Source organism: Streptomyces sp. NBC_01016 (assembly GCF_026341035.1).
In the GTDB taxonomy this organism is placed as follows: domain Bacteria; phylum Actinomycetota; class Actinomycetes; order Streptomycetales; family Streptomycetaceae; genus Streptomyces.
The window spans coordinates 2157678-2182347 of record NZ_JAPEOQ010000001.1; the positions used below are offsets into that span (position 1 = coordinate 2157678).

A 24670-nucleotide genomic window follows, 5' to 3' on the forward strand; every position below is an offset into this window, starting at 1 on the left:
TGTTTTTCAGATGTGGGTCAGGACGGCTCGACTAGGGTCGTTCCGTGACCACCGAGCAGAACCCGACCGCGCGCCCCGCTCCCCTCGACGGGCTCGACCGCCGCATCGTCGCCGCCCTGCAGATCGACGGCCGGGCCTCCTGGCGGCGGATCGCCGATGTGCTGGGGGAGCCGGAGCGGAAGGTGGCGCGGCGCGGGCACCGGCTCGTGGAGAGCGGGGACGTCGCGGTGCGCGGGCTCGTCGTGCGCGGCGAGACCGTGATCCTGCGGATGAACTGTCGGCCGGGATCCGTGCGGGAGGCGGCCCTCGCCACGGCCCGGCGGCCCGACGTCGTCTTCTCGTACGTGCTCGCGGGCGTCGCCGACTGCGTGGCGGAACTGCAGTGCCCGCCAGGGCAGTTGGGCCGTCTGATGCTGGACGAGGTGCCCGCCCTTCCAGGGCTCGTGCAGCAGCAGGTCTCGCCCGTGTTGCGCTACTTCCGCACCGTGCACGAGTGGTCGCCGGGCATCCTCGACGACGCCGAGGTCGAGGCGCTCGGGGGCGCCGAGCGACCGGACGACCGAGTGGGCCTGGGCGACGTCGAGCTCGCGCCCGACGAGGAGGCCATCCTGCGCGCCCTCGCCGCGGACGGGCGCTGCACCAACGACGAACTCGCCGCCGTCGCCGGGGTCTCGGTCGCCACGGCCAGGCGCCGGGTCGAGGCGCTGAGCCGAGCCGGGATCGTCAGCATCCGCGCGGTCGTGGAGCCCGCGCTGCTCGGCCTGCCCGTGCAGGCGCTGCTGTGGATCAGGACCCGGCCCGGCGAGGTCGAGGAGGTGGGGCGGCTGCTCGTCGAGTCGCCGCTGGTGCGGTACGCGGCCGTGGTCATGGGGGAGCACCAGCTGCTCGTCGACGTGACGCAGCCGTCGAAGGAGGCGCTGCACGCCTTCCTGGCGGAAGCGGCGTGGGTGCGCAGGGCCGAGTCCGTGCAGTCCCACCTCGTGGTCGAGGCGTGGAAGCGCAGCGGGGTGCCCACCGTGCCCACCGTTCGAGGCTCACAGGGTGAGGTTTCAACCGTGTGACCGTAAATGCCAGTTCCGTAAATCTGGCGTCCGAAAAGTTCATCCAGTACGAGCCATTGACTTAAAAGGTCAGATCGCCGCAGTGTGAGGGCGCACACAGTCGCCTCCTGCCCGAGGACGGTCATGCCCGTACGCCCCACCGATTCCGACTCCCTCTGTGGGCTCGACGCCGTCGAGCTCGCCGGCCTTGTCCGCCGCCGCGAACTGTCGGCGCGCGAGCTCGTCTCCGCCCACCTCGACCGCATCGAGCGCGTGAACCCGGCGCTCAACGCCATCGTCACGCTCGACGCGGAAGGCGCACTGGCGGCAGCCGGGCAGGCGGATGAACTGGCGGTATCCGGGGCCGAGTTGGGGCCGCTGCACGGGCTGCCCATCGCCTTCAAGGACACCCACCTCACCCGCGGCATGCGCACCACGCACGGCTCGCCGCTCTTCGCCGAGCACGTGCCCGACGAGGACGAACTCCTCGTCGAGCGCGTCCAGTCGGCCGGAGCGATCCGTATCGGAAAGACCAACGTCCCCGAGTTTGCGGCCGGTTCGCACACCTTCAACCCCGTCTTCGGCGCGACCCGGAACCCGTACGACCGGGCGCGCTCGGCAGGCGGCAGCAGCGGTGGCGCCGCCGCCGCGCTCGCCGCCCGGCTCACCCCGATCGCCGACGGCAGCGACATGGGCGGCTCGCTGCGCAACCCGGCCTCGTTCTGCAACGTCGTCGGCCTGCGCACCACGCCGGGGCGCGTGCCCTCGCTGCCCACGAACGACCTGTGGGAGACGCTCGGCGTCGCAGGACCCATGGGCCGCACCGTCGCCGACGTCGCCCTCCTCCTCTCGGCGATGGCGGGCCCGGACCCGCGCTGCCCGCAGTCCCTGGAGACCCCCGGATCCGTGTTCCGCGCCCCGCTGGAGCGCGACCTGAAGGGGCTGCGTGTCGCGTACGCCCCCGACCTCGGCGGCCGCGTCCACGTCGACCCCGAGGTCCGCGAGCTCGTCGCCCGGCAGGTCAAGGTGTTCGAGGCGGCCGGCGCGCACGTCGTCGAGGACTGCCCGGACCTGGACGGCGCCGAGGACGTCTTCCTCACACTGCGGGCGCAGGCCTTCCGCACCGGGCTCGGCCCGCTCCTGGAGTCCTCCCGCGAGCAGCTCAAGCCCAGCCTGATCTGGAACATCGAGGAGGGCATCAAGCTCACCTCGGCCGACCTGGCCCGCGCCCGCACCGAGCACACCCGCATCCACCTCGCGGCCGCCGGGTTCTTCGAGCGCTACGACGTGCTGATCGCCCCGGTCAGCCAAGTCCTGCCGTTCGACGTGGACATGGAGTACCCGACCGTCATCGACGGGCAGCCGCAGCACAGCTACCTCGACTGGATGCGCTCGGCGTATCTGCTCACCGTCCTGGGCGCACCCGCCCTCTCCGTGCCCGCCGGTTTCACGGACGCCGGGCTCCCCGTCGGCCTGCAGATCGTGGGCCCGCCGCGCGCCGAACGCGACGTCCTCGAGATCGGCGCCGCCTACGAGGCGGCCACCGGACACGGACGCCGCGCGCCCCACCTCTCATAGCGACTCACAGAGCGTCCTGACGCTCATCTCCCTTCCGCTGGAGCCCCGATGAGATCTCCGCACATGTTGTGGGCCGCCGTGCCCGTTCTGGCTTTTCTCAGCACTCCGTTCCTGCCGTTCGTCAACGGGCCCCACTTGTGGTTCGGCATCCCGTCCGTGCTGGCCTGGTGCCTGCTCTGGACGGTGGGCACCACCGTGGCTCTCGCCGTCGTCGACCGGCTGGTGTTCGCCGGGCGGCCCGAGGAGGAGGACGAGGTGGCGGCCGCATGAACAGCACCATGGTCATCACGGTCCTCGGCATCGTCGCCATCGCGGTGGTCGGCGTCTCCGGCCGCCGCCCGCCCAGCAAGGAGCTGGGCGAGTGGACGGTCGCCAAGCGGGGCTTCTCCACCTTCACCACCTGGTTCCTGCAGGCGGGGGAGGCCTTCACCACCTTCAGTTTCCTGGGCCTCGCCGGCATCGCCTTCGGCGGCGGCGTCGCCGCGTCCTTCGCGGTCTGCTACCTCGCCATCAACTTCGTCCTCCAGTACTTCACCGCACCCCGGATGCGCCAACTCGGGCAGCGCGGCGGGTACTTGACGCAAGCCGACTTCTTCGTCGACCGCTACCGCAGCCCACTGCTCGGCAAGGTCGTCGCCGTCGTCGGCGCCGTGTTCCTGCTGCCGTATCTGCAACTGCAGATCACCGGGCTCGGCATGATCGTGCAGCTGGCGACCGGCAGCCACACCGGCGGCAACCTGAGCATGGTCCTCGCCACCGTCCTGACCGTCGTCTTCGTCCTGTGGTCGGGCATCCGCGGCATCGCGCGGGTCGCCTACCTCAAGGACGCACTGATGATCATCGGGCTCGTGGTGCTCGTCGCGGGCGTCGCCCTGTCGGTCAACGGCGGCATCGGAGGCCTCTTCGACACGATCCGCACCAGCCACCCGCAGCTGCTCACCCTCGACCAGGAGGGCTACGACGGCACGTTCTTCGTCACCGCCGTCATCATCTCCGGCATCGGCGGCGGCCTCGGCACCATGGCCCACCTGTGGCCGCCGGTGCTCGCCGCCCGCAGCGGCCGCGTGCTGCGCTCCAACGCGATCTGGCTGCCCCTCTACCAGGTGGCCCTCGGCATCCCGATCATCATCGGCTTCGCCGGAGTCCTGCTCGCGAAGAAGGGCACCGAGCCCAACGGAGTGGCCCTCACCCTCGCCGGACAGACCCTGCCGGGCTGGCTCGTCGGGCTCGTGGCGGTCGCCGCGGCCTCCGCCGCGATGGTGCCGTCGGCGGCCATCGTCGTCGGCATCTCCAGCCTGCTCTCGCGCAACCTGCTGAGCGCCCGCAACGAGCGCACCCAGCTGCGCACCAACCACCTGTGCGTGGTGGCCGCGGCGGGCCTCGCCCTCGTCCTCGGCCTCACCCGCCCCGGCCTCCTCTCCGACCTGCTGCTGCTCACGTACGGCGGCCTGACCCAGCTCGCCCCGGCGATCGTGATGGGGCTTGCGAAGAAGGTCAGGCTCGGGGCCGTGCCCGCGCTCATCGGCATCCTGACCGGCGTCGCGGTGCTCGCCTGGCTGACGTTCGGCTCCGTCGACGTCGGCACCGTGGACACCGGCCTGATCGCGCTGGCCGTCAACATCGTCGTCACGACCGGTGCCCAACTCGTCGTACGCTCCCGGCCTCAGGAAACCGTCAACTCACCGACGGACTCCGCCGATTCACCGGTCTCGGTGAGCCGCACGTAACGCGCGCTCGCCCCGGCCCCCACCTCGAACGGCGCCCACTCCTTGCCGTCCACCGAGGTCGCCAGCCGGTACGCCTTCGCCCCCTCCACCTTCACCCGGTCCACCGGGCGCACGCCGCCGAGATCCACGGTGAGCGAGGCGCCCGGTGCGGCCGGGTGCCAGGTCGTGGCCGGGTTGCCGTCGACGGCGGCGCCCGCGTACTGGCCCGGGTCCTCCGACGTCGCCTTCGCGGACTTGCAGCGGGCCAGGTCGGTGGTCGGGGTGAGGTCGGGGCGGCGGGTCGGCAGGGTGAGGCCCGCGCCGGTCACGATCCTGCGCCCGTCCGGAGTGTCGACGGCGAACGGCGCGCCGTGCGTGAGCCGGACAGTGGTGGTCCTGGCACCGATCTCGACGTCGTACGTCCGCCCCCGCCACTGAAGTCCCTTGACGTTCACGCCCGTTGAGAGCTGCGGCGGCAGCATCGGATCGAGCCGCACGGCGTCACCGTCCTGCACACGCATGCCCGTCAGGCCATGCGTGAAGACCTGTAGAAAACCGCCCTTCCCGGTCAGGAAGTCCTGCGCCGGCGTGCCCGCGAGCGCGTCCCCCGCGCCCGCCTTCTCGCCCCGCGACTCCGAGAACGTGCCGAACGGCCCCCGGAAGAACGGCCGCGAGGCCCGCTCAAGGAACGTGTACGTCGAGCAGCCCGGCTCGCCGATTCCGGCCGCGGCGACGGCGTGCACCGAGTCCGTCATCGCCGGGCCGTCGCGGTCGGTGTGGGCCGCGTAGTAGTCGAGGGTCGCGGCCGCGGCGCCCTTCGGCATCGGCTTCCAGTCCAGCGGATACAGCAGCAGCACGGCGTCCGCCTGCTTGATGTCGGCGCCCTTGTCGATGTCGTAACCGTCGTACTGGAGAAAGACCTTGTGCTTGGCGTCGTACGGGATCCGGAGCCGGTCGGCGATCCGCTTCCAGTCGGCGGGGGCCCGCCGGCCGAGCAGCGCGGCGGCCTTCGTGGCGTCCCGCAGCGAGGTGGCGGCGACGGCGTTCGTGTACACCCCGTCGTCGACACCGTTGCTGTACTCATCGGGCCCGGCGACATCCTTGATGGAGTACGTTCCGTCCTTCTCATTGGGAGTCACCCGTGAACTCCAGTACGTGGCAAGCCCCTTGAGGAGCGGCCAGCCGCGCTCGCGCAGCCAGGTGCGGTCGCCGGTCGCCTGGTAGTACTGCCAGGCCGCGAGCGCGATATCGCCCTGGAGGTGGTTCTGGGTGACGCAGTGCGGCGGGTTCCAGCTCTGGCACTCCTTCCACAACGACCCCGAACTCGCGCTGGTCCAGGGGTACATGAACCCCTTCTGCGAGGTCTTGAGCGCATTGTCGGCGGCCGCGGCGCGGGTCCTGTACCGGTACTCGAGCACCGGCTTCGCCAGCTCGGGACGGGTGGCGAGCAGCGACGGATACATCCACGTCTCGGCGTCCCAGAAGACCATGCCCGCGTAGTTGTCGCTGCTCAGACCGGTCGGACCGATGCTGTTACGGGCGCCGGGGCGCAGCGAGGAGAGCAGCCCGTACTGGGCGGCGCGCAACTGCGACTGGAGTTCGGGGCGGCCGGGCGTCTCGATGTCGGCGGCCCACAGCTGCCGCCAGGCGGCGTTGTGCCGGAGGACGAGCGCGTCCCAGCCCGCGGCCGCGGCGCGCTTCGAGGTGCGTACGGCATCGGCCCGTGGACTGCTCGACGTGAGCGCGGTGTCGACGCCCACGTACTTCGTGACGTCGTACGTGGCGCCTTCGGTGGCGTGGAAGTCCGCGGACTGGCTGGTGCCGAGGGAGTTCTTGGCGGGGCGGGCGGTGTGGGTGCGGCCGGGGGAGCGGAGGGTGGTGGCGACGGTGCCGGCGGTCCCGGATCCGTCGGTGCGGAAGCCGACGGCGGCCGTGCGCTTCCCGGCGGGCCCACTGCCGGTGCCGGCGATCCGACGGGCACCACGCTCATCGATCCGATCGGTGACCTTCACGCTTCCCGACCAGTGAGGTCTCACCCTCAACCGCACCGCGCCGACGTGCGGATCGGCCCGGTCGGCGAGCACTTCGTACGTCAGATCGGTGCGCTTCCCGTCCTTGTGCACCCACGTGACCTCGGTACGGACGACGCCGCAGCGCATGTCGAGGGTCTGCCGGTACCCCGTGGTTCGGCTGCCCGGACCGTATGTCTCGCCGCGCGCCTGGACGTCGAGGGCGGTCCAGGCGGGGAGCGCGGCGATGGCCTCGCGGTGGGCTGTGCTCTTGGGCCCGCGCCCGTACAGCCCGGAGACGAACGCGCCGTCGTACGGGGGCGTGTAGAGCGGCCACCCGGTCTTGTCCCCGTCCTCCCCGGTCCGCGCGTAGCCGGCCCCGACGGGCGGAACCCGCACACCGAGATACCCGTTGCCCGCGTACGCGTGGTACGGACTCGTGGGCTCGACGGTCCGAGTGGCGAGGCTCCAGCCGGGCCCCCCACACCCCGGCGCGGACGGCGCGGACGGCGCGGCCTGCGCGGGCGGAACGAGCGTGGCGCCAAAGGTGATGGCGGCAGTGACGACGAAACGTGCTGGCTTCATGGGGAGAGGGTGAGCTGCGAGGAGCGGATGGCCGGGTATGCGCGCCGGGCCGTAGGCGATCTGGGTGGGCAATCAAGCCCCGCTCTTTGGACGAGAGCCCGCGGGGCCCGGGGCGGAGCCCCGAGGCGGGTGGCCCGGAGGCCTAATGTCGCCACATGAGCCCCGCCACCTACTGCCCCGCCGACGGCACCCGCGTCCCCGCCGGCTCCCTCACCTGGTGCTGCCCGTCCTGCCAGGGCCCCCTCGACCTCGACTACTCACCCACCCCGAGCCCCCTCAAGTCCCTGACCGGCCGCGTAAGTTCGATGTGGCGCTACGCCGAATGCCTCCCGCTCCCACGCCCTGACTGCACCCTCGGCGAAGGGCGGACGCCCCTCGTACCGCTCACCGCCGACGTGGACGCCAAGCTGGACTTCCTGATGCCCACCCTCTCCTTCAAGGACCGCGGCGCGGTGATGCTCGCCGCGCTGGCCACCCGTCTCGGCCCCGAACGCGTCATCGCCGACAGCAGCGGCAACGCCGGAACCGCCATCGCCGCCTACTGCGCCCGCGCCCGCCTCGCCTGCACCGTCTACGTCCCCGAAGGCACGTCCGCCAAGAAGCTGGAGCAGATCCGGGCCCACGGCGCACGCCTGGAAGTGGTCGAGGGGGACCGCGAGGCCACGGCCCGCGCGGCGCGCACGGCCGCCGACGAGGACGGGGTGTTCTACGCCAGCCACGTCTACAACCCGTACTTCCTGCACGGCACCAAGACGTACGTACACGAACTGTGGGAGGACATGGGCGGCCGCCTCCCCGAGGCCCTGGTCCTCCCCGTCGGCAACGGAACGCTGCTGCTCGGCGCCGCCCTCGCCGTCGCCGAACTGCACCACGCCGGGCTGATCGACCGCCGCCCCGCCCTGCACGCCGTGCAGTCCGCCGCGGTCGCCCCGCTGGCGCGCGCGTGGCAGGCCGGATCGGACGAGATCGTCGTCGACGAGGCCCCGGCCCCCACCGCCGCCGAGGGCATCGCCATCCCGAACCCGCCGCGCGCCCGCCAGATCCTGCGCGCCGTCCGCGAATCCGGCGGCGCCTTCCACACGGTGACGGAGGACCAGATCCGGCACGCCCAACTCGACCTCGCCTCCCGGGGCCTGTACGTCGAGTCGACCGGCGCGGTGTGCTGGGCCGCGACCCGCGAGGGCGCCCTCGGCAGCCGCAGCGCGGTCGTCCCGCTGTGCGGCGCGGGACTCAAGACGGGGCTCGTCCCCGACCCCGGAAACGTATGAATGCTCGAACCCTGGTCCGATGTGTGAATAATGCACTACCTGGGCAAAGTTGCTGCGTAAAGGCCCCTGACGTCGTCCGACGTCGGAAGTCATCACATCGAGTGATTCTCTGGCCTTTGCTTGCACGCCTCAACCGACGGTTGCCAGGCTGTTGCTGTCTGTCAATCTGATGGGGATCTGAGGGGACAACCAGTGACATTCGGTGAGCAGCCGGCGTATCTCCGCGTTGCGGGGGATCTCCGCAAGAAGATCGTCAGTGGCTCGCTGCCGCCGCACACCCGCCTTCCCTCACAGGCCAAGATCCGTGAGGAGTACGGGGTTTCGGACACGGTGGCCCTGGAGGCCCGCAAGGTCCTGATGGCGGAGGGGCTCGTCGAGGGCCGGTCGGGGTCGGGGACCTATGTGCGCGAGCTGCCCGTGCCGCGCCGTGTCTCCCGCTCCGGCTACCGGCCGAGCAGTGGTTCCACACCGTTCCGGCAGGAGCAGGCCGATCCGGACGCGCGGGGGACCTGGGAGTCGCGCAGCGAGCAGATCGAGGCGGTCACCTCCGTCGCGGAGCGGCTCGCGATCCGCGCGGGCGACCGGGTGATGCGCACCAAGTACGTGTACCGGGACGCGGGCGAGGCGATGATGCTCGCGACCTCCTGGGAGCCCCTCGCCGTGACGGGGCGCACGCCCGTGATGCTCCCGGAGGAGGGTCCGCTCGGCGGCTGCGGGGTGGCCGAGCGCATGGCCGCGATCGACGTGATTGTGGACAACGTGACGGAGGAAGTGGCCGCCCGCCCCGGCCTCGCCGAGGAGTTGAGCGCGCTCGGCGGCGTGCCGGGGCATGTCGTGATCGTCATCCACCGGACCTTCTTCGCCTCCGGCCGGCCGGTCGAGACGGCCGATGTCGTCGTCCCCGCGGACCGCTACCGCATCGCGTACCACCTGCCGGTCCGGTAGCCGGCGGCGCCCGATCTCCGGGGCGTCGCGTCCGGGCCGTGTGATCCCGAGTTAACCGTGGTCCAACTCCCGTAACAGGCAGGCAATCGGGCGCTGCCCCGGATTGTCATGTCCGGCTCCTAACTTCCCTCTCCGTACGCAGTTGGTATACCGCTGACGGAGGAACGGGTAGCCGCCATGACCGAGACCGCCGTACCGCACGCAGACCCGGCGTCCGGGTCGCCCGCAGGAGGGCCCGACGGGCGGGCCCCGAAGCGCAGTTACGCCAAGCTGGCCGCCGACGAGTCCCGCGAGGACTACTCGCTGCGCTATGCCCCGCACTCCTACCGGCGCTGGTCCGAGACCACCGTCGCCTCCACCGCGCTCGGCGGAATCGCCTACCTCGCGGACTTCGCGATCGGCGCGTCCATCGTCTTCACGTACGGATTCACCAGCGGGCTCGCCTCGATCCTGTGCGCGGCGACGATCATCTTCACCACCGGCATCCCGATCGCCCGGGCCTGCGCCAAGTACGGCCTGGACATGGATCTGATCACCCGGGGCGCCGGCTTCGGCTACTTCGGCTCGACGCTCACGTCCCTCATCTACGCCTCGTTCACGTTCATCTTCTTCGCGCTCGAAGGCTCGATCATGGCGCAGGCGATGCACGAGGTCTTCGGACTTCCGCTGCCCATCGGGTACTTGCTGACCACGCTGATCGTGATCCCGATCGTGTTCCGCGGGATGGGCGCGCTCGCCAAGGTGCAGGCGTGGACGCAGCCGATCTGGCTGATCGGCCTGGTCCTGCCCTTCGTGATCCTGCTCTTCAACTCGCCCGGTTCCTTCGGTGACTTCACCAGCTTCGGCGGGACCGAGGGCGCGGGCAGCGGCTTCTCCTGGCTCGGCTTCGGGCTCGGCACCGGCGTCGCGCTCTCGCTCATCGCGCAGATCGGCGAGCAGGCCGACTACCTCCGGTTCATGCCGGCCAAGACGGAAGCGAACAAGAAGCGGTGGAATCTGGCCGTTCTGGCGGCGGGACCCGGCTGGGTGATCATCGGCGCCGCCAAGCAGATCGGCGGCGCGCTCCTCGCCTTCGTAGCCCTCGAAGCGGTCGGCAGGACGCATGCGCTCGAACCCATCGCACCGCAGGTCGAGGCGCTCAAGCCGTGGCTCGGCTCGGTCGCGCTGCCCGTCGCCGCGCTCTTCGTGGTGGTCTCCCAGATCAAGATCAACGTCACCAACGCGTACAGCGGTTCGCTGTCCTGGTCGAACTTCTTCTCCCGCGTGACGCACCGGCACCCCGGCCGCGTCTGGTACATCTTCCTCAACCTCGCCATCGCGCTGACGCTGATGGAAATGAACATGTTCGCGGCTCTGAACAAACTGCTCGGCTTCTACTCGAACGTGGGCATCGCCTGGATCGCGGCCGTCGCCGCCGACCTCGTCATCAACAAGCGGGTGGGCTGGAGCCCCAAGTACATCGAGTTCAAGCGGGCGTACCTGTACGCGGTGAACCCGGCCGGATTCGGCGCCATGGTGATCGCCTCGGTCGTCTCGATCCTGGCGTTCTTCGGACTCTTCGGTGAGTACGCCGAGGCCTTCTCCACCTTCATCGCCGCGGGCCTCGCGCTGATCCTGTGCCCGCTCATCGCCTGGGCCACCAAGGGCAGGTACTACCTGGCGCGGCCGAACCCGGTGAACGGGCCGGACGTCGAGTTCGCAGAGGGCACCGACATCACCGCGACCCACACGTGCACCGTCTGCGAGACCGCGTACGAACTCCCGGACATCGCCGACTGCCCGGCCCACTCGGGCCCGATCTGCTCGCTCTGCTGTTCCCTCGACGCCGACTGCGGCGACCTCTGCACCAAGAAGCCGACGGGCGAACCGGTGCTGATGCCGATGCCGGAGGTACGTACGCGCTGAAGCCGTACCGGAGGTGACTGAGGGGGCGCACCCACGGGGGGTGCGCCCCCTCGGTTCGTCGTCCGTGTGTTCGGCCCGTGGCTTGTTGCGTATCTCTTTGTGCCAATCCGTATCCGGTGCGTGAAGGTCAGGCGTAGGCTCGGGCATATGCGGTTTGCGGTTTCCTCGGGGATGGGAGGCAGGGCGCGATGCGAGTCGAGGCCGGCGTGGCCAGGGAGGGGCGGGGCGCGATGAGCGACAGCACGACCACACTTCCGTGGCAGGTCATCCGCGAGGACGACAACGGGAACCGCTACCGGGTGGGCCGTTACGCCACGAAGGCCGAGGCCCAGCGCATGGCCGACAGTCTCGACGACCGCAGGGGCCACCAGCCGACGTACTGGGTGGAGCGCCTGGGGCAGGGGCGGAACGGTACGGCGCTCTGAGGGAGTCGTAGGGCCTGTCGTCAGACTCCCGTCTGCGTCGCGACGCCTGGCACGCACGCTCGCGGCGTTGCCGAACCGCCCGAGTAGCTCCGCTACTAAGACGCTCCGGCGCCTTGCGATCGTACGCACCAGACGCCGCGACGCCGCCCTACGGGCGACGACGGGAGTCTGACGACAGGCCCTAGGCTCCGGCGCATGCCCCCTGAATCACCATCACCGACCGTCGTGGTCGCCGCGGCCCTGTACGACACCGATGAGCGGCTGCTCGCCGCGCGGCGCAGTGCGCCCCCGGAACTCGCGGGCCGTTGGGAGCTTCCCGGCGGCAAGGTCGAACCCGGCGAGACGCCGGAGCGGGCGCTCGTCCGCGAGCTGCGCGAGGAACTCGGCATCGACGCCGAACCGCTCGCCCGGGTGCCGGGTGAATGGCCCCTGAAGGCCGGATACGTACTGCGGGTGTGGCGCTGCCACCTGCGCTCCGGCACCCCGAGCCCCCTCCAGGACCACGACGAGCTGCGCTGGCTGACGGCGGACGAGGTGTGGTCCGTGGACTGGCTCGACCAGGACGTCCCCGCGGTGAAAGAGGTCCTGCGGGATCGCCTCTGACGGGGGCTTGTGCCCGCCTCCCACGCGCCTCGCCTACGCCGTCCGTGCCACGGCGCACCCCACTTCGCGATAGCGCGCCGCTCCGTCCGGGTATATCCCGATTAACCCTATGAAACCGGACAGGGTCCTTCGCGGGCCAGGGATGTGATCCGCGTGCTCCACACTGAAGGCGACTGCGTCGAGTGGGCCTTTCCCGCCGACCCGTCGGCCGTCCGAAGGGCGCGCGCCGCGGTGCGCGGACAACTCGTCGAATGGGAGCTCGAAGAGCTCGCCGATATCGCCGCGCTGCTGGTCAGCGAGCTGGTGACCAATTCCCTGCGATATGCGTCCGGGCCCATCGGCGTACGGCTCGCCCGCCCGCCCGAGACCTCCGGAGTCCTCCTGGTGGAGGTCTCCGACCCGCTGCCCGACCCGCCCTGTGCCCGCACCGCGGCCCCCGACGAGGAGGGCGGGCGCGGGCTTCAGCTGGTGACGGAGGTGTCCCGGCGCTGGGGCACACGGCCCGGCGGGGAGCGGTCGGGCGGGAAGACCGGGAAAACGGTGTGGTTCGAGCTGTCGCTGCCGGGTGAGGAGACCCCCGAGGTGAGGAGACGCCCGAGGTGAGGAGGCGCTCAAGGTTAGGAGGCGCCCGAGCGGGACAGACGCGGGTGTGAGGGAGCAGGTGTGAGATGCCGTGTGTGGGCGCACCCGCACCCTGGGTACGGAAACAGACGGTCCCGACGGGCCAAAAAGCGTCGGGACCATGGTGTGATCGTGAACACCGTGTTGCGCGGCTCCGTAGTGCTGGATACTGCGTGCAGCCGCCTCGGTGACCGGTGCCGGACGCGGTGAGCTGGAGGGGACGGTTCGCGTGAGCGAGATACCAGCGAAGGGAAGGGTGTCCGAGGACCCCTCGGGCGCGACCTCGGCGTCGCGCGCGGAGCGGGTGCCTCCGGGCGGTGACGCTCCTGATGCCGCGGGCACGGAGCGCGCGGAACCGATCCCGGAACAGGAAGCGGACGCCTCCTCGGCGCTCCCCGAGGAATCCTTCGGCCGGCCCGACCTCTGGCAGGCGAGCCCGCCGGGTTCGATCTACGACTACATCAAGGTCGCCTCCTTCTCGATCGGCTCCGACGGCGCGATCGACCAGTGGAGCCGGCGGGCCGCCCAGCTCTTCGGGGTCCCGCCCGGGGAGGCCGTGGGCAAGGACCCCATCGAGGCCTTCGTCCCCGCGGACCTGCGCGAGCGCGGCCACCGCAAGATGGCGGAGATCCTGGACGGGCAGGAGTGGACGGGCGTCGTCCCGTTCCGGGTGCCGGCGTCCGGCTCCTCAGAAGCGGCGGAAGCGGAACCGCGAGCGGAGGCGCCGCTCGCGGCCGGCGCGGGAGCGACGGGGCTCGCCGAGATCTATGTGATGCCGACGACCACCGAGTCCGGCGAGCGCGCCGCGGTGTGCATCGTCGTCGACGTACAGACGCTGCGCCACATCGAGACCGACCTCGCGTCCTCGCAGGCCATTTTCGGCCAATCTCCCTTCGGCTTCCTGCTGTTCGGCACCGACCTCAAGGTCCTGCGCACCAATCGCACCCTCACCGCGGTCTTCGGCGGCCACGTCGACGACCACCACGGCCGCACCGTCCACGACTATCTGCCGCGGCACGAGGCCGACCGAGTGCAGGGCGCGCTGCGCCGGGTCCTGGAGACGGGCGACGCGGTCACCGACATGCAACTGGTCGGCCCCGCCCCGGAGTCCACCGAGCGGCGGCACTGGTCGATCAACCTCTACCGCGTGCACAGCGGTACGGGCCGCCCCATCGGCGTCGCCGGCCTCGCCACCGACGTCACCCGCAGGCACGCCGCCGCCCGCGAGGCCGCGCACGCCCGCCGCAACCTGGCGCTCCTGAACGAGGCGGGCTCCCGGATCGGCAACTCGCTCGACCTGGAGACGACCGCCCGCGAACTCCTCGACGTCGTCGTCCCCGGCTTCTGCGACCTCGCGTCCGTGGACCTGTACCAAGGGCTGCTCGCGGGCGACGAGGCACCGCCGGGCCTCGCCGACGGCAGCGCCGAACTGCGCAGGGTGGCCGCCGCGAGCGCCGTCGCCGACGTGCCGTTCCTCGACCTCGGCGGGGAGGCCCCCGTCAACGTGGGGGCGGTGCACCGCTTCGCGTTCAACTCGCCCTGCGCGCACGCCCTGCGCACCGCGCGCCCGCAGACGCTGCCCACCGAGCAGCGCGGCCTCGTGCAGTCCACGCTCGCCGTGCCGATGGTCGCGCACGACACGGTCGTCGGGCTCGTGCAGTTCTCCCGGACGAAGGGCAGCGAGCCGTTCACCGACCGGGACCGGGCGCTCGCCACGGAGCTGGCGGCGCGCGCCGCGGTCTGTATCGACAACGCGCGCCTGTACCGCCGCGAGCACGAGCGCGCGCTGATCCTGCAGCGCTCCCTGCTGCCGCCGGACGACCCGGAGGCGGCAGGACTCGACATCGCCTGCCGCTACCGGCCGGGCAACGCCGCGACCGAGGTCGGCGGCGACTGGTTCGACGTCATCGAACTCCCCGGGCACCGCACCGCGTTGGTCGTCGGCGACGTCATGGGGCGCGGACTGCGCGCCGCCGTCGCCATGGGTGAACTGCGCACCGCCGTACGTACGTTGTCCCTGCTCGACCTCGAACCGGCCGAAGTGCTCAGCGCGTTGGACGAGATCGCGCGCGGCCTCGGCGCCCCCGGCGGCGCCCAGCAGGGCACCCGCCCCGCCCGCTCCGCGCGCTCCTTCGGCGGCGAGGACCTCTCCGAGGTGTACCTCGCCACCTGTGTCTACGCGGTGTACGACGCGGTCACCAGGCGCTGCACATTCGCCAACGCGGGGCACCTGCCGCCGGTCCTCGTCGAACCCGGCGAGGGCGCGCTCATGCTCGACGTGCCGCCCGGGATGCCGCTCGGCGTCGGCGGCGAGCCGTTCGAGGAGGTGGAGGTGGAGCTGCCGGAGGGCGCGCTGCTCGCCCTCTACACGGACGGCCTGGTGGAATCCCGCGACCATCCGCTCGACGAGGGCCTCTCGGCCTTCCGCAACGCGCTCGACGACCCCTCCCCGGTGCTCGAGGACGCCTGCGACCACGTCCTCAACACCCTCGACACCCATCACGGGGAGGACGACATCGCGCTCCTCATGGCCCGTGTGCAGGGGCTGCCGAGCGGGAACGTCGGCGACTGGACGCTGCCGCGCGAGCCGAAGTCGGTGGGCAGGGCCCGCGAGTACGCGCGGACGCAGCTGTCGAGCTGGGGCATGGAGAGCCTCGTCGACACGTCGGAGCTCTTGGTCAGCGAGCTGGTCACCAACGCGCTGCGGTACGGCGAGGGCGACATCAGGCTCCGTCTCCTCCTCGACCGCACGCTGGTGTGCGAGGTGTGGGACGCGGGCCTCGTGCAGCCGCGCCGCCGCAGGGCGCGGGACACGGACGAGGGCGGCCGCGGGCTCCAGCTCGTCGGGCTGCTGAGCGCCGCGTGGGGCTCGCGCCGGACGCCGCGCGGGAAGACGGTCTGGTTCGAGCTGCCGCTGCCGGACGGGGAGACGGGCCTGGCGGACCCGACGGAGGCGCTGCTCAGCCTGTTCTGACGGGAGTGTCCTTCTCCGGCATTCGGTGGTGACGCCGAACACATCCCCACACCCCCCTTTGCATGGTCATGCATCATCATGCATACTCTTCCCATGTCCAAGGTCCTCACATCCCTCCCGGCCGGCGAGCGCGTCGGCATCGCCTTCTCGGGCGGCCTCGACACGTCGGTCGCCGTCGCGTGGATGCGTGACAAGGGCGCCGTCCCGTGCACGTACACCGCCGACATCGGCCAGTACGACGAGCCCGACATCGACGGCGTGCCCAGCCGAGCGAAGGCGTACGGCGCCGAGATCGCGCGTGCCGTCGACTGCAAGGCCGCCCTTGTGGAGGAGGGCCTTGCCGCGCTGACCTGCGGTGCGTTCCACATCCGCTCCGGCGGTCGCGCGTACTTCAACACGACGCCGCTCGGCCGCGCGGTCACCGGCACGCTCCTGGTGCGGGCGATGCTGGAGGACAACGTCCAGATCTGGGGCGACGGCTCGACGTACAAGGGCAACGACATCGAGCGGTTCTACCGCTACGGTCTGCTCGCCAACCCGAACCTGCGGATCTACAAGCCGTGGCTCGACGCGGACTTCGTGACGGAGCTCGGCGGCCGGCAGGAGATGTCGGAGTGGCTGGTCGAGCACGGCCTGCCCTACCGGGACTCGGCGGAGAAGGCGTACTCCACGGACGCCAACATCTGGGGTGCCACGCACGAGGCCAAGACGCTCGAGCACCTGAACGTCTCGCTCGAGACGGTCGAGCCGATCATGGGCGTCAAGTTCTGGGACCCGTCGGTGGAGATCCCCACCGAGGACGTCACGATCGGCTTCGAGATGGGCCGCCCGGTCACGATCAACGGCAAGGAGTTCGCCTCCGCCGTCGACCTGGTGATGGAGGCCAACGCGATCGGCGGCCGCCACGGCCTGGGCATGTCCGACCAGATCGAGAACCGGATCATCGAGGCCAAGAGCCGCGGCATCTACGAGGCGCCGGGCATGGCCCTCCTGTTCGCCGCGTACGAGCGCCTGGTCAACGCGATCCACAACGAGGACACGGTCGCGCAGTACCACGCGGAGGGCCGTCGTCTCGGCCGCCTGATGTACGAGGGCCGCTGGCTCGACCCGCAGGCCCTGATGATCCGGGAGTCGCTGCAGCGCTGGGTCGGCGCCGCGATCACCGGCGAGGTCACGCTGCGCCTCCGCCGCGGCGAGGACTACTCGATCCTCGACACGCAGGGCCCTGCCTTCTCGTACCACCCGGACAAGCTCTCCATGGAGCGCACCGAGGACTCGGCGTTCGGCCCGGTCGACCGGATCGGCCAGCTGACCATGCGCAACCTCGACATCGCCGACTCGCGCGGCAAGCTCGAGCAGTACGCGACGCTCGGCCTCCTCGGCGAGGGCAGCCCGGTCGCCGGCGCGGCCCAGGCGGCCGTGACGGGCCTGATCGGCACGATGCCGCAAGGCGGTGCCCAGGCCATCGCCTCCCGCGGCGAAATCTCCGCGGAGGACGAGGCACTGGACCGCGCGGCCATGGAATCCGGCACGGACTGACTCCGTCGTAACCCGACCACAGAATGGGGCGCCCCGCGTACGGGGCGCCCCATTCCGTGGCCCAACGGGCCGGCGAGGTCGGCCCGCTCAGGCCTTGCGACGTATGGCCAAATCAAGCCTCTGCAGCGGGTGGGCAAATTAAGCCCCGCTCTGGGACGAGGCTCGCGGGGTCCGGGGCAGAGCCCCGAGTCGTGTGCGAGCGGCACCGGGGGCCGCCTTGCCCACCCTGCCGCCCAAGGCGGCAGATTGCCCAAGGCGGTGGCGGCCGACCGCCATTCCAGCCCCGCCGGCGTTTGAGGCGCGGGGTCCGGGGCAGCGCCCCGTGTCTGGGTGTGGCATCCGCCGCAATGGTCACTGGCTACGGCCCCCGCAAGGATCCGCCCCGGATCCACCGCGACCTCCGCCAGGATCAGCGCGGACATCGCCCAATCGAGCCCGGGCGCCCCCTCCTCCGCATTCGCCCAGTCGATCACCACGGGCCCACGCGGGGTGCGGATCACGTTGTCCGGGTGCAGGTCGAGGTGAAGTACCCGCCCACCCGGGCGCGCCGGAACCGCATGCAACCGCCGTAGCAATTCCGCCAGTTCACGCCCCGCGTCCGCAGCTTCCAGCTCGCCGCGCATCATCGCGTCCAGCTGCGTGGGCCCGGTGAGCCGCTCAAGGACCAGCTCACCGGGCGCGAGCCCACCGTCCGCCCGCACCCGTGGCGCGGGGAACCCGTGCGTGCGCACGTACGCCATGACGTCACTCTCGCCGCGCGCGTCGAGCCCCTCGCGGTAGCGACGCAGCACCCACTGGTCGTCGAGGGCGTAGACGTCGGCGGTGCGGCCGCGACCGATCAACTCCTGTCGCGGCGGCGGATCTTGTTGCCCAGCCACACCACCGGATCGTACTTGCGGTCGGCTGCCCTTTCCTTCAAGGGGATCAGGGCGTTGTCGGTGATGTGGATGCCCTCGGGGCAGACCTCCGTGCAGCACTTGGTGATGTTGCAGTAGCCGAGGCCGTGTTCGTCCTGGGCCGTGCGTTTGCGGTCGAGGCCCTCGTCCGAGGCCGAGTCCAGCGGGTGCATGTCGAGTTCCGCGACGCGCATCAGGAAGCGGGGGCCCGCGAAGGCCGTCTTGTTGTCCTCGTGGTCACGGACGACATGGCAGGTGTCCTGGCACAGGAAGCACTCGATGCACTTGCGGAACTCCTGCGGGCGGTCGACGTCCTCCTGCATCATCCGGTACTCGCCGGGACCGACCCCGGCAGGTGGCACGAAGGCCGGGACCTCGCGGGCCTTCCGGTAGTTGAAGCCGACGTCGGTGACGAGGTCGCGTACGACGGGGAAGGCGCGCAGCGGCGTGACCGTGATCACCTCGTCACGCGTGAACACCGACATGCGGGTCATGCACAACAGTCGCGGCCGCCCGTTGATCTCCGCCGAGCACGAACCGCACTTGCCCGCCTTGCAGTTCCAGCGGACCGCCAGGTCGGGGGTCTGCGTCGCCTGGAGTCGGTGGATGATGTCGAGGACGACCTCGCCGTCGTTCACCTCGACCTTGAAGTCCTCCAGGCCGCCCCCGCCGACGTCGCCCCGCCACACCCGGAAGGCCGCCTCGTAGCTGCTCACTCGAAAAGCTCCTCTTCGGCCAGGTACTTCACCAGCTCCTCCTTCTCGAACAGGGCGAGCAGGTCGGGGCGGATGGGTTCGGTGGTCTCGCGGGTGAGCGTGATCTGGCCACGCACCGGGTCCGTGGCCGCCAACCCGCCGGAGGGATCACGGAGTTGGCACAGCAGATTCGCCCGCCGCCACTCCCGGCTCATCGCCGGATGGTCCTCACGGGTGTGCCCGCCCCGCGACTCCGTGCGCTCCAGCGCGGCCCGCGCGATGCACTCGCTGACCAGCAGCATGTTGCGCAGGTCGAGCGCGAGGTGCCAGCCCGGATTGAACTGGCGGTGCCCCTCGACACCGGCCCGCCGCGCCCGCACCCGCAGATCCCCGAGCTTGCGCAGCGCCTGCTCCATCTCGGCCTCCCGCCGGATGATGCCGACCAGGTCGTTCATCGCCTGCTGGAGTTCCTGGTGCAGGGTGTACGGGTTCTCGGGCGCGACGCCCTCCTCCTGGCCCTCCGCCGAGAAGGGCCGCAGCGCCTCGGCCGCCGCCGTGTCGATCTGCTCGTCGTCCACTGCCGGACGGACCGTGTGCGAGGCCGCGTACGTCGCCGCGTGCAGGCCCGCCCGCCGGCCGAACACCAGCAGGTCGGAGAGCGAGTTGCCGCCGAGCCGGTTGGAGCCGTGCATGCCGCCGGCCACCTCACCGGCCGCGTACAGACCCGGCACTCCGCGCGCCGCCGCCGTGTCCGACTCGACGGCGATGCCGCCCATCACGTAGTGACAGGTCGGCCCGACCTCCATCGCCTCCGCCGTGATGTCGACGTCCGCCAGCTCCTTGAACTGGTGGTACATGGACGGCAGTCGGCGCCGGATCCGCTCGGCGGGCATCCGGGTCGAGACGTCGAGGAAGACGCCGCCGTGCGGAGAGCCGCGCCCCGCCTTGACCTCCGCGTTGATGGCCCGCGCCACCTCGTCGCGCGGCAGCAGCTCAGGGGGCCGGCGGTTGCGGTCCGGGTCCTCGTACCAGCGGTCGCCCTCCTCCTCCGACTGCGCGTACTTCTCCTTGAAGACGTCGGGGATGTAGTCGAACATGAACCGCTTGCCCTCGGAGTTGCGCAGCACCCCGCCGTCGCCGCGCACCGACTCCGTGACGAGGATCCCCTTCACGGAGGGCGGCCAGACCATGCCCGTCGGGTGGAACTGCACGAACTCCATGTTCAGCAGCGGCGCTCCGGAGAGCAGGGCGAGCGCGTGCCCGTCGCCCGTGTACTCCCACGAGTTCGACGTCACCTTGAAGGACTTGCCGATGCCGCCGGTCGCGAGCACCACGCTCGGCGCCTCGATGACGAAGAAGCGCCCGCTCTCCCGCTCGTAGCAGAACGTGCCGGAGATCTGGCCGTCCTCGTCCTTCAGGACCCGGGTGACCGTGCACTCCTGGAAGACCTTCAGGCCGGACTCGTAGTCGCCGGTCTCCTTGAAGTCCTGCTGCTGGAGCTGGACGATCTTCTGCTGGAGCGTGCGGATCAGTTCGAGTCCCGTACGGTCGCCGACGTGCGCGAGCCGCGGGTACTCGTGCCCGCCGAAGTTGCGCTGCGAGATCCGTCCGTCGCCGGTGCGGTCGAACAGGGCGCCCCAGGTCTCCAACTCCCATACGCGGTCGGGGGCTTCCTGCGCGTGCAGCTCCGCCATCCGCCACTGGTTGAGGAATTTGCCGCCGCGCATCGTGTCGCGGAAGTGCACCTGCCAGCTGTCCCCGGAGTTCACATTGCCCATGGAGGCCGCGATGCCGCCCTCCGCCATCACCGTGTGGGCCTTGCCGAACAGGGACTTGCAGATCACCGCCGTACGGGCACCCCGCTCACGCGCCTCGATCGCGGCCCGAAGCCCCGCGCCACCGGCGCCCACCACGACAACATCCCACTGCTGCCGCTCAACCGAACTCATCGATACGCCCCAACCATTAGAAGAACCGCGGATCGTCGAAGACGCCGGACGCGACCAGATACACGTAGAAGTCGGCGAGCGCCACGCTCACCAACGAGGCCCAGGCAAGCAGCATGTGACGGGCATTCAGCTTCCCGACCCAGCCCCACAGCCGATAGCGCACCGGGTGTTTCGAGAAGTGCTTGAGCCGCCCGCCGACGATGTGCCGGCACGAGTGGCAGGAGATCGTGTACGCCCAGATCAGCGCGATGTTGGCGAGGAAGACCAGGCTCCCGAGCCCCATGTGGCCCCACTCGTAGTTCTCGTCGCGGAACGAGAGCACGGTGTCGTACGTGAGGATGCAGGCGACGAGCACGGCCGCGTAGAAGAAGTACCGGTGGATGTTCTGCAGGATCAGCGGGAACTTCGTCTCACCGCTGTACTTCTTGTGCGGCTCGGCCACCGCGCAGGCCGGCGGCGACGCCCAGAAGCCGCGGTAGTAGGCCTTGCGGTAGTAGTAGCAGGTCAGCCGGAAGCCGAGCGGGAAGATCAGGATGAGCAGGGCGGGGGAGAGGCCCCACCAGCTCCCGAAGATCTCCCAGTTGGGGCCGTGCCGCATCGGCTCGCAGTTGTCCGCGAGACAGGGCGAGTAGAACGGCGAGACGTACGGGGCCGCGTAGTAGTCGGCGTTCGCGAAGGCCCGCCACGTCGAGTAGACGATGAAGGCGAAGAGGCCGCCCGCGGTCGCGGCCGGGGCCAGCCACCAGCGGTCCGTGCGCAGATGGGGCGCGGCGATCGCGGCACGCGTCCGGCCCCGGACGCCGGTGCCGCCTTTGATATGGGGGTCTTCGGTACTGGTGGGTTCCGTGCCGGTGGCCAACGAAGCCTCCGCTCGCAGGGACGGGGGATGGGGGTGGACGAGGGCGGGTCAGGGTGCGTGCCGGTCCCGCGCGCCGAGCCCCTCGTCGTCCGAGTCGGTCCACAGGGACCTGTCGTAGGGGGCGTCGGGGATCGTCACGAGGTCGGGGCGGTGCGGCGCGGCCGGGCCCGCGGCCGACTCGCGCAGCAGGGCGACGCTCTCGCGCAGATGCGCGGTGTCGGCTCGCACCCGGCGCAGATCAGGGCCTCCCGCGACGCCTTCGAGCTGGGGCTGTAGACGCCCCACGGCGCGCGCGAGTTCGTCGACGCAGCGCTGAACCGCCGTCAAGTCGTCGTGCAGGGACATGACTTGGCCTCACTTCCGCTGGTGCGGCGGAGTTGCTCATGCGCCTGAGAGTGTCGCGCGTCACATTGCCGTTTGTGAAGGGATCCGTGCGGATTGCCGGTGTACGCCGTGGTGCGCGCCCGCGAATTCGCGCCGCCGGGGTGGGGTCGAGGCGGGCCCCTTTGGGCCGCACGGGTGGCTTCCGGGTGGCCTACGGGCGTGTCGGACGGCACCCCTCCCCGCATCCACTTCAGTTGGCCGATAGATGTGATCAGCTCCATATACCGCCAAACGAGACAAAACCGGCCAGCCCCGGAGGTACCCGTGATGCCCCACGTCCCAAGGCGCCAAGGAGCCGCCGCACGCTCGGCCGCGTTCCTCGTGAGCGGCGCGCTCGCCGTGACCGCGCTCGCCGGGTGCGGTTCCGACGACCAGGCGGGCCGCCCCGCCGCAGGCCCCGACGTCGCCTCGGCCGCCCGCACGCAGGTCAAGGACGGCGGCACGCTGCGGTGGGCGGTCGACGACGTACCGCAGACCCTCAACACCTTCCAGGCCGACGCGGACGCGGCCACGAGCCGGGTCACCGGGGCCGTGCTGCCCTCGATGTTCCGGCTCGACGCGGAGGGACGCCCGCAGGCCGACCCGGACTACCTGGAGAAGGCCGAGGTCATCAAGACCGAGCCCAAGCAGGTCGTGCTGTACAAGCTGAACCAGCAGGCGGTGTGGAGCGACGGCCGGGAGATCGGCGCCGCGGACTTCGCCGCGCAGTGGCGCGCCCTGTCCGGCAGGAACAGCGCGTACTGGACCGCCCACAACGCCGGCTACAACCGCATCGAGAACGTCGAGCGCGGCAAGAACGACCTGGAGGTGCGGGTCACGTTCGCCAAGCCGTACGCGGACTGGCGCTCGCTGTTCTCGCCGCTGTACCCCAAGGACGTCATGGGGACCCCGGACGCCTTCAACGAGGGCGCGCGCAGCAAGCTCAAGGTGACCGCGGGCCCCTTCGCGCTCGACAAGGTCGACCGGGGCGACAAGCAGGTCACGCTGAAGCGCAACCCCCGCTGGTGGGGCCGCCCCGCCAAGCTCGACAAGCTGGAACTCACCGCTGTGCCGCGCGACAAGCGCCCCGCCGCGCTCGCCGCGGGCAGGCTGGATCTCGCCGACGTCGACCCGGAGGCCGCCGAGCGCATCGCGTACGCCGCCCGCGACAAGGGTGCGTCCGGCCCGCTCGCGCACGGACCCGGCGCAGGCGTCACCTCCGGTGAGGCGCTGCGCTCCTGGGCGCGGGCGCACAACGAGGACTGGGAGGTCGCCGAGGCGGAGCTGGAGGCCCGGGCGAAGACCCGCAAGGCCGTGCGGAAGTACGAGAAGGAGCAGTCGGGGCTGAACGGCTTCGTCGTCCGCAAGTCGCTCGAGCCCGCCTACACGCAGCTCGCCCTGAACGGTTCGAGCGGTCCGCTCGCCGACGAGCGGGTGCGCCAGGCCGTGGCCCGCGCCCTCGACCGCGACAAGCTCGCGCAGAGCGTGCTCAAGCCGCTCGGTCTTCCGGCCTCGACCGTCGGCAGCCACCTCGCCCTCTCCGGCCAGGCCGCCTACGCCGACAACAGCGACGCGCTCGGCAAGCAGGACGCCGACAAGGCGCAGGCGCTGCTCGCGGAGGCGGGCTGGGTGCGCGGCGGCCCGCTCGAGGAGAAGCAGCAGAAGCCGAAGACGGCGGGCGGCAAGGCGGAGGGCGCCGCGGCCGAGTCCGACGACGGCACGTACATCATGGGCGAGGACGACCAGAAGGCGGGCGACGACGCGAAGCCCGGCGACGCCGCGCCCCCGCTGCTCGGCCCCGGTCCGCTCGCCGCCGCGCAGCACTCCGCGCTGCTGCACCAGGCCGACGCCGCGAAGGTGCGCTCCGCCGAGCGGGAGGGGAAGCACGCGGGCGACGCCAAGCAGGGCGCGGCCCCCGGCGCGTACGCCCCGAAGGGGACCCCCGCCCCGCAGCAGGCCGCCGCGAAGGATGCCGGCGAGGGCAAGGAGGGCGCCAAGGCCGGCGCCGCCTCGGGGCAGCTCGCCAAGGACGGCAAGCCGCTGACCCTGAACTTCGTGCTGCCCTCGGGCCCCGACGTCGAGCAGCTGCAGTCCGTCGCCGACCGGATCTCGACGATGCTGCAGAAGATCGGCGTCCGCACGGACATCACGAAGGTCGACGACGAGACCTACTTCAAGGACCACATCGCGGCGGGCGATTACGACCTGGCGCTGTACTCGTGGCCCGGCTCCGCCTACCCGGCCACCGACGCCCGCCCGATCTACGCCAAGCCGGTCCCGGCCGCCGACGGCGAGCTCACGGTCGAGCAGAACTACACGCGGGTCGGCACCGACCACATCGACCAGCTCTTCGACCAGGCCGTCGGGGAGCTCGACCAGGACAAGGAGCGCTCGCTCGTCCGACAGGCCGACGAGCGCATCTGGGCCGCTGCAGGATCGATTCCGCTCTACCAGCGGCCCGAGCTGGTGGCGACGAAGGCGAACCTGGTGAACGCGGGGGCGTTCGGCTTCCAGGAGCCCTCCTACGAGGACATCGGCTTCCTGAAGCCGGGCGCGAAGGCCGGTGGCTCACCTACGGAGGACGCTGGCTGACCTGCGGTTCTTCCGTGCGGACCGGCGCTTCGGCGCCGGCCCGCACGGCCCGGCTGAGCCGGTGGCCGTCGAGCCACGTACCATGGGGTGAGGCCGTGGCGTGTCCAGCCCGGCAGGG

General features: G+C 71.1%; 18 protein-coding genes and 1 pseudogene. 13 read left to right on the top strand and 6 right to left on the bottom strand.

Annotation, left to right across the window (positions count from 1 at the left end; genetic code table 11):
* Positions 1–44: 44 nt before the first annotated feature.
* The 4 genes from OG746_RS10205 to OG746_RS10220 all read left to right on the top strand — a co-directional run bounded on the left by OG746_RS10205 (position 45) and on the right by OG746_RS10220 (position 4345).
* Positions 45–1061 carry an Lrp/AsnC family transcriptional regulator gene (locus OG746_RS10205; protein WP_266713651.1) on the top strand — a complete coding sequence of 339 codons (1017 nt, stop codon included), beginning with the start codon at positions 45–47 and terminating at the stop codon, positions 1059–1061.
* A 123-nt stretch (positions 1062–1184) separates the two neighbouring features.
* Complete coding sequence (locus tag OG746_RS10210; protein ID WP_266713653.1) at positions 1185–2618, top strand: amidase; 1434 nt, start codon at positions 1185–1187, stop codon at positions 2616–2618.
* A gap of 48 nt (positions 2619–2666) precedes the next feature.
* The gene (locus tag OG746_RS10215; RefSeq protein ID WP_266713655.1) at positions 2667–2888 is read left to right on the top strand and encodes a hypothetical protein; all 222 of its coding nucleotides are present in this window, start codon (positions 2667–2669) and stop codon (positions 2886–2888) included.
* Complete coding sequence (locus OG746_RS10220; protein WP_266713657.1) at positions 2885–4345, top strand: sodium:solute symporter family protein; 1461 nt, start codon at positions 2885–2887, stop codon at positions 4343–4345. Before OG746_RS10215 ends, OG746_RS10220 begins: the two co-directional genes overlap by 4 nt.
* Here the strand turns inward: OG746_RS10220 and OG746_RS10225 are convergent.
* The gene (locus OG746_RS10225; protein ID WP_266713659.1) at positions 4282–6918 is read right to left on the bottom strand and encodes a discoidin domain-containing protein; all 2637 of its coding nucleotides are present in this window, start codon (positions 6916–6918) and stop codon (positions 4282–4284) included. The genes OG746_RS10220 and OG746_RS10225 overlap by 64 nt on opposite strands.
* Before the next feature lie 155 nt (positions 6919–7073).
* On the opposite strand from OG746_RS10225, the gene OG746_RS10230 reads away from it, so the two are divergent.
* The 8 genes from OG746_RS10230 to argG all read left to right on the top strand — a co-directional run bounded on the left by OG746_RS10230 (position 7074) and on the right by argG (position 17198).
* On the top strand, positions 7074–8186 hold the full coding sequence (locus tag OG746_RS10230) for a threonine synthase (RefSeq protein ID WP_266713661.1): 1113 nt from the start codon (positions 7074–7076) through the stop codon (positions 8184–8186).
* 192 nt (positions 8187–8378) lie between these two features.
* The gene (locus OG746_RS10235; protein ID WP_266713663.1) at positions 8379–9131 is read left to right on the top strand and encodes a GntR family transcriptional regulator; all 753 of its coding nucleotides are present in this window, start codon (positions 8379–8381) and stop codon (positions 9129–9131) included.
* Positions 9132–9308: 177 nt separating this feature from the next.
* Positions 9309–11036 (top strand): purine-cytosine permease family protein, encoded by a 1728-nt coding sequence (locus tag OG746_RS10240; protein WP_266713665.1) that lies wholly within the window; start codon positions 9309–9311, stop codon positions 11034–11036.
* Between the two features lie 230 nt (positions 11037–11266).
* Entirely contained in the window at positions 11267–11461 is a 195-nt protein-coding gene (locus tag OG746_RS10245) for an SPOR domain-containing protein (RefSeq protein WP_266713667.1), read from the top strand.
* A 195-nt stretch (positions 11462–11656) separates the two neighbouring features.
* Positions 11657–12064, top strand: a complete 408-nt coding sequence (locus OG746_RS10250; RefSeq protein WP_266713670.1) for a (deoxy)nucleoside triphosphate pyrophosphohydrolase — start codon at positions 11657–11659, stop codon at positions 12062–12064.
* Positions 12065–12208: 144 nt separating this feature from the next.
* Entirely contained in the window at positions 12209–12667 is a 459-nt protein-coding gene (locus OG746_RS10255) for an ATP-binding protein (RefSeq protein WP_266713672.1), read from the top strand.
* Between the two features lie 247 nt (positions 12668–12914).
* Complete coding sequence (locus tag OG746_RS10260; RefSeq protein ID WP_266713674.1) at positions 12915–15659, top strand: SpoIIE family protein phosphatase; 2745 nt, start codon at positions 12915–12917, stop codon at positions 15657–15659.
* Positions 15660–15752: 93 nt separating this feature from the next.
* Positions 15753–17198, top strand: a complete 1446-nt coding sequence (gene argG / locus OG746_RS10265; RefSeq protein WP_266713676.1) for an argininosuccinate synthase — start codon at positions 15753–15755, stop codon at positions 17196–17198.
* Between the two features lie 425 nt (positions 17199–17623).
* Here argG and OG746_RS10270 read toward each other — a convergent pair.
* From OG746_RS10270 to OG746_RS10290, 5 genes and pseudogenes are all read right to left on the bottom strand, one after another.
* A pseudogene (locus tag OG746_RS10270) lies at positions 17624–18076 on the bottom strand (phosphotransferase); the annotation flags it as partial.
* Positions 18037–18810, bottom strand: coding sequence for a succinate dehydrogenase/fumarate reductase iron-sulfur subunit (locus OG746_RS10275; RefSeq protein ID WP_266713678.1), 774 nt, complete (start codon positions 18808–18810; stop codon positions 18037–18039). The pseudogene OG746_RS10270 and the gene OG746_RS10275, both read right to left, overlap by 40 nt.
* Positions 18807–20738 carry a fumarate reductase/succinate dehydrogenase flavoprotein subunit gene (locus OG746_RS10280; protein WP_266713680.1) on the bottom strand — a complete coding sequence of 644 codons (1932 nt, stop codon included), beginning with the start codon at positions 20736–20738 and terminating at the stop codon, positions 18807–18809. The genes OG746_RS10275 and OG746_RS10280 overlap by 4 nt, the downstream gene beginning before the upstream one ends.
* Positions 20739–20754: 16 nt before the next feature.
* Positions 20755–21597, bottom strand: a complete 843-nt coding sequence (sdhC, locus tag OG746_RS10285; RefSeq protein ID WP_266713682.1) for a succinate dehydrogenase subunit SdhC — start codon at positions 21595–21597, stop codon at positions 20755–20757.
* 48 nt (positions 21598–21645) lie between these two features.
* Positions 21646–21942 (bottom strand): Rv0250c family protein, encoded by a 297-nt coding sequence (locus OG746_RS10290; RefSeq protein ID WP_266713684.1) that lies wholly within the window; start codon positions 21940–21942, stop codon positions 21646–21648.
* Between the two features lie 306 nt (positions 21943–22248).
* Between OG746_RS10290 and OG746_RS10295 the strand changes: the two genes are divergently transcribed.
* Complete coding sequence (locus OG746_RS10295) at positions 22249–24552, top strand: ABC transporter substrate-binding protein (RefSeq protein ID WP_266713686.1); 2304 nt, start codon at positions 22249–22251, stop codon at positions 24550–24552.
* Positions 24553–24670 lie beyond the last annotated feature (118 nt).